Here is a 6,744-nt window from a genome sequence, read left to right as displayed (position 1 = left end):
ATAATTCCACCTGTCCATCCATGGGCAGGGCCATCTTCTAGACGAAGAGCGGCTCGCGAAGCTGCAAAAAATGTTTTGGAAAAACACTTTTATGTTCAGTGGTTAATTTCAATTAGATGGTTTGAGTTATGCATAGGGTGTATTCAAATCAATCCGACTCGTTCATCAGCGCCGTTACTTCCGCCTCAAACCTATGGGTCTCTTTCTCGTCAACCTTACGTCCTTGCTTTCTATACTGATCGCGAAACAGAGCCATGGCTTCGTCGTTATGCCCCAGGACAGTCGCTGCCATGGCGACAAAGGAGTTAATATTGAACCAATCAGGACGGAGTCTCTCGAAAGCACGAAAATGATCGAGCGCCCGTTCTGCCCACATTTGGGCCTCGACTTTGTTTCCCGATTTTCTGAATTTTGTAGCCAGCTCGGCAGCACCCACACACATGGAGTAGTGCCCGCCACTCATATCACCCACAGTAAGCCCCTCTTCGCCAAGCTTATACTGTTCTTCAAAAAGTTCGTGGAAGTAGTAGTAAAAATGGTCTGATCGAAGGTTTTGGAGAAGGTTTCTGGCGTCTGGATCCGTTACAAAGCAGTCATCAACTTGCTGCCTTGAAGGGTTTGCCAGCTTCAGGATGTCGGACCCTTGAGGCTTGGCCAGCACAACACTGGAAAAAGCCATAATAAAACTCAGAAGGATCTTGTTCGTGAGTTGCTGCAATCTTTCCCTGGTCAATGTTTGAACTCTAAAATGGCTGGTTGAAAGCATGGATAAAATCTCAGTCATGCTGCGCGGTTCAACCGTGCATGCTTCTTGTTCCATGAGCATTGGTGTTTCAATAAAAAAATAGGGACCATTGAAAATATCGTTTTCATGCTCCAGCTGCAGAGGGTAACGAACCTGGCAACCCTTCGGTCGCGAGAACCGCAATATCCAAAATCTATAACTGTCATCCTTCAGCAGTGATCATTTCCTTGCTTGGATGGCCTTGTGATCAATAATTTTAATAAGATCGCTTTTGTGGCATGTTTGGTATGGAGTAAGGCGGCTTTCGGAGCGCCAGGGATGTGGAATCAGCACGATTTGAAGGCGGGTCTTGAGGCCGCCTCATGGTCTTCCACAGGCTTGAATCAGGATATCAAACGCCTTGGGGACGAAGCGCCGGCTGTCGTTCGCATCCGTCGCTGCACGGGGGCTTTTGTCACCAGCACAGGTCTTCTCATGACCGGCTATGATTGCGCGCTCCCGACGCTTGTCAAGCACTCTTCCGCTGGTCGTGATCTTGTCAAGAATGGCTGCCATGCGTCCACACCAGGTGAGGAGCTTAAGGCAGATCTTGATTTTGGAATCGGTGTCACAGTGGGCAGTGAGGACGTCACGGCTCGAATTCTCGAAGGTATTCCAGGGCGCATTATAACCAACGCTGATTATGACAAAATTCAAGAACGCAAAAAAACAATGGAAGAGGACTGTGGACAAGGTCGGTCCTTGACGTGCAGCGTTCAGGAAATTTCTGGCGCCACTCGATTCATTCTTAAGAAAACCGTGGAATTGAAAGATTTTCGTCTTGTTTTTGCGCCGCCGATCGCGGCCGGTAATCGGCAGAACCGGATGATGGAAAGACAGGCCGACATGCCCGAAGCGGGTTTCGCAATCTTCCGCTCCTATGGGGGTTTTCAGTCGAAACCGGGCACGCCTACGAAACCTTTGCGTTACTTTCGCATCCGCAAGGAAGCGCTTGAGCCCGATGAGCGCGTCTATGTTCCCAGTTATACATGGCGTTATAAGCGGCATCTGGGAGCCACCGTCATGTATGAGGCCATCACGGGCGGTCTCTACGATGCTTTGAGTACAGGATGGGCGGAGGCGATCGCCCGTGCTGTCGCGGAGGAAGCCCAGCATGATCCGCAGATCCGAAATCTCTATCTACAGAAAATTCAAGGACAGAACTGGCAGGAGGCTGGTGTTGATCAACTGATGGCCGCGATCGACTCATCCGAGGCTCTGCGCGAGCTTCGGACTTTTGAGCAGAATGTTCTCAACTCTGCGGCCGCCCAGTGGACGGCCGAGGAAAGAAAAGTCCTCGATGGGCGTCTTGCCGTTTATCGGCAGGACGTTAAGGTGGGCGCGCTGGCCAGTATCCTGGGGCGTCTGACCGAGCTTGACTCCATGGCCTTTGTCAGCTGGGCTGAAAAGGCAGCTGCCCAGGTTAAACCAGACACTCTATCGCTATTTCAGCAACAGTTTGCTGAGCGCAAAGTCCGCTTCGATCTGCCGACTGAAGCCCGTCTGATGAGTTTGACGCTGGACATGGTGCAAAAGGAGAGTGTGCACGCAAAGCTTGAACTGCCAGCTGAGATTAAATTCTGGATCAGTAAGAGCGACCCGCAACGCACAGCCGACCTGAAAAAGATGTTTACAACTTCAAAGGCCTTTGATGCGCAGACCTATGTGGCAAAAACTGACTTGAGTTCGGATTCTCTGCTGAAACTGCGGGGCGTGATCCTTCGCATGCTCGAGACCTATTCTGAAAGCACGGACGCAGAGCGCGCCCTCTATGATTACACGTACTATCGCGCTCTCAAGGAATACAGCCAAGCTTCAGGCCGTCCCTTTTACGAAGGCGAAACCCAAGAGCTTTTGACCTGGGCCTTTGGCAAGGTTAAGGTCCTTCAAAAGGCCCGTCTGCCGATCGGCTCAAGGAGTATCGCCATCCAAAACTTCCTGTCGAGCGCTGATGTCGGTATCCGCCGCTCGATTGGAGCGCCTACGCTCGATGCCAAAGGTCGCTTTGTTGGGGTCTATAATACCCTTGATGAACGGAATCTTTTCCTGGACTGGTATTATAACGAAAACCAGAACACAGCCATCCACACGGGAGTTGAGACCATCCGCAATACACTCTCGACTTCGGGCGCGAAGGCTTTGATCAAAGAACTCCAGCTTTGAACGCGGTTAAGCCGCACGGAATAGGATGTGTCGTATATGAAAAAGATTTGGTGTATTGGAATTCTGTCTTTCCTGGGTCAAAGCCTTTTCACAGGCTGCGTTCACAAAGATCGCTCCGAGTCCAGGGCTCTGCGTGATCCTACGATTTTCTATCTGGACCATGCCTATACTCTGACCCAAAGCAAGGAAGATTTTGAGTCGCTCATGACGAAGGGCTTTTTGCGGAATGAGGAAACCGCCCATCATCCGGGCCAGCTTCTTTGCCAGTTTGTGAATCTCAAGACACCTGTGGAGCGCTCCTATTATATCGAGATTTGCCATAAGGATCCCAGTCTTCCCAAAGACGATCTATCAGACTCCAAGGATCCGCGTGACACTGCCTGGCCCGGGGTCAGCCTGAAGGTGAACCGTCCCTTGCGCACCTTCTACGAGGATCATGAAGCGGAATGGAAATCATTCTCGCCAAAGTTTACGCATAAGAACTACGCCTGGAATAAGGATCCCAAGGCCGACTGGCCTGGATGGAATTCCATCGAATTCGATAACGATCCTATGAAAGGGCTTTACTTCTGGTTCGGTGAGCATGAAAGGGATCCCTCCCGAACGCTTGAAGAACGAGCCAAATCTCGTGTCAAGAATTTGCAGTCCTTGGAACATCCCAATACAGCCCGGATTCTTTTGGGTCATCTATGGCAGTTTTCTGAAGATGCCTCGCAAAATTTTGCAAAAATCGTTGGAGTCGAACCCCAGCGCATGCGGACAAATCTGCCAGACGGCACATGGATCCAATGGGTCACGGGTTCCTCGGAGTTAGGCAAGCGTTTTAAGACCAAGACATACCCGCTCTATGCGATTGTCATCGGCGTTGAATCACTTGAGACGTTTCAGAAATTCAATCCGCAGGCGGAGATGTTTTCGCTTATGGGGCGGGATGCTGTGCATATTCGCATGCCGGATCACGCATACGATATCATTGCACTGCAGACGACTGTCAGGAACAACTAGATGTACCTGTTTCAGATGCGATCCGTCGCGCACGGAACCAAGCCATACCAACCATTCTTCGATTTGAAGAGTTTCATCTTCGACTCACCGCGGGTCAGGTTAAAGAAGGGCCCACTATTTACAGTGAGCGTCCTTTATCTCCAGTCATTCTCAGTGATTTGATATAGATGCGCGCCTGTTCTGCTGCATTCTCAAACGCATCGGTATCTCTCTTCAACTTGGTCAGGAGCATCCCCCCCTGCATAATTGCAATGCAGAAATCAGCCAGGGCATCAGGTTTTGCTGAGGGTGGAAGTTCCCCGCCGTCTTTTTCCTGTTGGAAAAACCTGGCAAGTTCATTTCGGCTCCAGCTTAGAAATCGAATAACTTCCTCTCGCAGCTCACTCTGTTTGCTGGAAAGGTCATTGCCGATCGTCCCGATTGGACACGAGCGTTCACAGTTCACCGACCTCTGAAAATCGATGAAGGATTGAAACCAAAGGTCCATTTCCTGCCATGTTTTCACCTGGTATACGGTTGCAACCTGTCCGCTTTGGATGATCTCACTCAGGTAAATGAGAGTAGCCTTTACCAATCCATCTTTGTTTTTAAAAAAGTGGGTGAATTGACCTTTCCCCGTTCCCGATTGGGCGAGGATTTCATCGATGCTGGTCGCATTTACACCCTGTTGGTGAAAGAGATCAATGGCGGCTTCAATCATTTTGATGCGTGTCTGTGTTTTTTTCATAAATCAACTCTATCCAGCCCTGGGTCAAAATTTTAACAGACCAGTTGGCAAATTTCTGTACTATATAGTACACTTTGAAAAACAGCAGGGAAATTCGACAAATATGAAGATTCTCAAGATCCTTTTTGCTTGTGTTTTGATTCTGGGCGGCGCGTTTTACGTGATGCGCAGAATCCCTTCCGTGGTCCACGTCGAGCGTACTCTTCCTGCGCCAGTATCCAAGGTCTGGGCCGTATGGACCGATCCTGAGGCCATGAAAAACTGGTGGAGTCCAAAAGATTTCACAGCCCCGGTCATCACGAGTGACTTTCGTGTCGGAGGACGTTACCTCTATTCGATGCGTTCACCCAAGGGTGAGATGTTCTGGAATACTGGCGCGTATACTGAAATTGTTCCTCTGCAATTGATCAAGTCGACGATCTCGTTCTCAGATGAGCATGGAAAGGCGGTTTCGGGCAAGGACGTGCCTGTGCCAGGGGATTGGCCGGATGAGATCCTAGTGGTAGTCGAATTCAAAGAGATAGCTGGAAGAACGCAAATTACAATAACGGAAACGGGCATTCCGCTGATTATGAAATTGATGGCGAAAATGGGCTGGGAGCAGCAGTTGGATAAGTTGGAAACGCTTCTCCGCTAACGGCTCTTACACGGCAAGCATGAGGCGCAGCTATGAAAAAATCAAGGTCCAGGGACGGCACACTCATCGCCTATGAACTGTCAGGCAGCGGACCAACGGTCATTCTCGTGGACGGTGCACTCTGCAGTCGCCGCCTTGGGCCTATGAGCGCCCTGGTTCCCTTACTCGCTCGCACCTTCACAGTCTTCACCTATGACCGCCGGGGTAGAAACGAGAGCGGGGATACGAAGCCGTACTCGCCACAGGGTGAGGTTGAAGATTTGGAGGCAATCATCATGGCAGCGGGTGGGGCGGCCATGGTTTTCGGTATGTCCTCAGGCGCAGCGCTGGCGATTTCAGCCGTTAACGCGGGTTTGAACATTAGCAAACTGGCGCTTTATGAGCCACCTTTCTTTGTTGATCGTTCGGCAAAAAACCTGACACCTGAACATTTGAAAACGATCAAACGGCTCATTGAAGCGGATCAACGGAGTGAAGCTGTAAGGTATTTTCAGGTCGAAGCCGTAGGTATCCCGAGCCTTGTGAGCTGGATCTTAAGGTTGACCCCCATGTGGAAGAAGCTGAAGGCGGTGGCCCCAACACTGATCTATGATCTCACGCTTCTGGACGACGGTTTGGTTCCAGTAGACGCAATTTCCCGCATCACGATTCCTACGGCGGTCTTTTATGGTGAAAAATCCCCGCGCTTCTTGATTGATTCCGTTCACGCGGTCGCTCAAGCGCTGTCGAATGGCAAAGAAATTCCGCTCGCTGGGCAGAATCACAACTTTTCGGCCAAGGCTGTGGCACCCCCGCTGGAGGCTTTCTTTTTTACTACCTGATTCTGTTGCGCCAGTGAGCGCACCACTCCCGGAGGATGCATGCCATCATTCCCTCTCGGTTCGGTTCGGGTCACGGCCCTGCGCTTGGGACCGGGCGATGATCTGAAAAAAGAAATTGAAGCTGCAGTTAGTCAACTCAATTTGACAGCAGGTTTTGTCCTAAGTGTCGTCGGATCTTTAAGTGCGGTGCGCCTGCGTTATGCGGGGAAGAGCGAGGCGAGCGAAGTGCGTGGCGACCTGGAAATACTTTCGCTTGGTGGTACGCTGACGGTCCTAGGTGGCGTTCATCTGCATGTGTCGGTTTCCAATGGTGAAGGACAATGCATGGGCGGGCATCTCCTCGACGGCTCGATCGTGCGTACGACGGCCGAGATTGTGCTCGGCGAAGCGGAGGAGTTGCGCTTTACGCGGGCGCATGATCCGGCGACTGGATATAAGGAGCTGCAGATGAGTCTGCGCCACGAGCCTTAGGGTGTTAGAAACGGCATCATTTGGGTCGAATATCAAAATGGTCGGTGGTTGGCAGGCGCCCTGCTTGCTGTTGAGGTCAACGCGCTGTAAAATGTTAAGACTACTTAACACTCTCCAAAGAGGCAGCCATGCGCGT

General features: G+C 50.9%; 7 protein-coding genes. 5 read left to right on the top strand and 2 right to left on the bottom strand.

The genetic code is table 11. From position 1 onward, the window contains the following. Positions 1–148: 148 nt before the first annotated feature. Positions 149–679, bottom strand: a complete 531-nt coding sequence (locus tag VE954_RS06730) for a hypothetical protein (RefSeq protein WP_324950960.1) — start codon at positions 677–679, stop codon at positions 149–151. Between the two features lie 384 nt (positions 680–1,063). Here VE954_RS06730 and VE954_RS06725 point away from each other — a divergent pair, with 384 nt between their 5' ends. Continuing rightward, positions 1,064–2,947, top strand: a complete 1,884-nt coding sequence (locus tag VE954_RS06725; RefSeq protein WP_324950958.1) for a S46 family peptidase — start codon at positions 1,064–1,066, stop codon at positions 2,945–2,947. Between the two features lie 36 nt (positions 2,948–2,983). Then, entirely contained in the window at positions 2,984–3,952 is a 969-nt protein-coding gene (locus VE954_RS06720; RefSeq protein ID WP_324950956.1) for a hypothetical protein, read from the top strand. 118 nt (positions 3,953–4,070) lie between these two features. Here the strand turns inward: VE954_RS06720 and VE954_RS06715 are convergent, their stop codons facing one another. Further along, on the bottom strand, positions 4,071–4,679 hold the full coding sequence (locus tag VE954_RS06715; protein WP_324950954.1) for a TetR/AcrR family transcriptional regulator: 609 nt from the start codon (positions 4,677–4,679) through the stop codon (positions 4,071–4,073). Positions 4,680–4,782: 103 nt separating this feature from the next. On the opposite strand from VE954_RS06715, the gene VE954_RS06710 reads away from it, so the two are divergent. Genes VE954_RS06710 through VE954_RS06700 form a run of 3 tightly spaced genes read left to right on the top strand, consistent with a single transcriptional unit; the run spans position 4,783 to position 6,608 of the window. Next, positions 4,783–5,316, top strand: coding sequence for an SRPBCC domain-containing protein (locus tag VE954_RS06710; RefSeq protein ID WP_324950953.1), 534 nt, complete (start codon positions 4,783–4,785; stop codon positions 5,314–5,316). Between the two features lie 32 nt (positions 5,317–5,348). Further along, positions 5,349–6,137 (top strand): alpha/beta hydrolase, encoded by a 789-nt coding sequence (locus VE954_RS06705; RefSeq protein WP_324950951.1) that lies wholly within the window; start codon positions 5,349–5,351, stop codon positions 6,135–6,137. 39 nt (positions 6,138–6,176) lie between these two features. Continuing rightward, a complete protein-coding gene (locus tag VE954_RS06700) occupies positions 6,177–6,608 on the top strand; it encodes a PPC domain-containing DNA-binding protein (protein WP_324950949.1) in 432 nt (143 codons plus the stop codon). The last annotated feature ends 136 nt before the right edge of the window (positions 6,609–6,744 follow it).

Source organism: Oligoflexus sp., assembly GCF_035638955.1.
Lineage (GTDB): Bacteria > Bdellovibrionota_B > Oligoflexia > Oligoflexales > Oligoflexaceae > Oligoflexus.
Note: the sequence above shows the minus strand (reverse complement) of the source record. Positions and strands in the feature narration are given on the sequence as shown.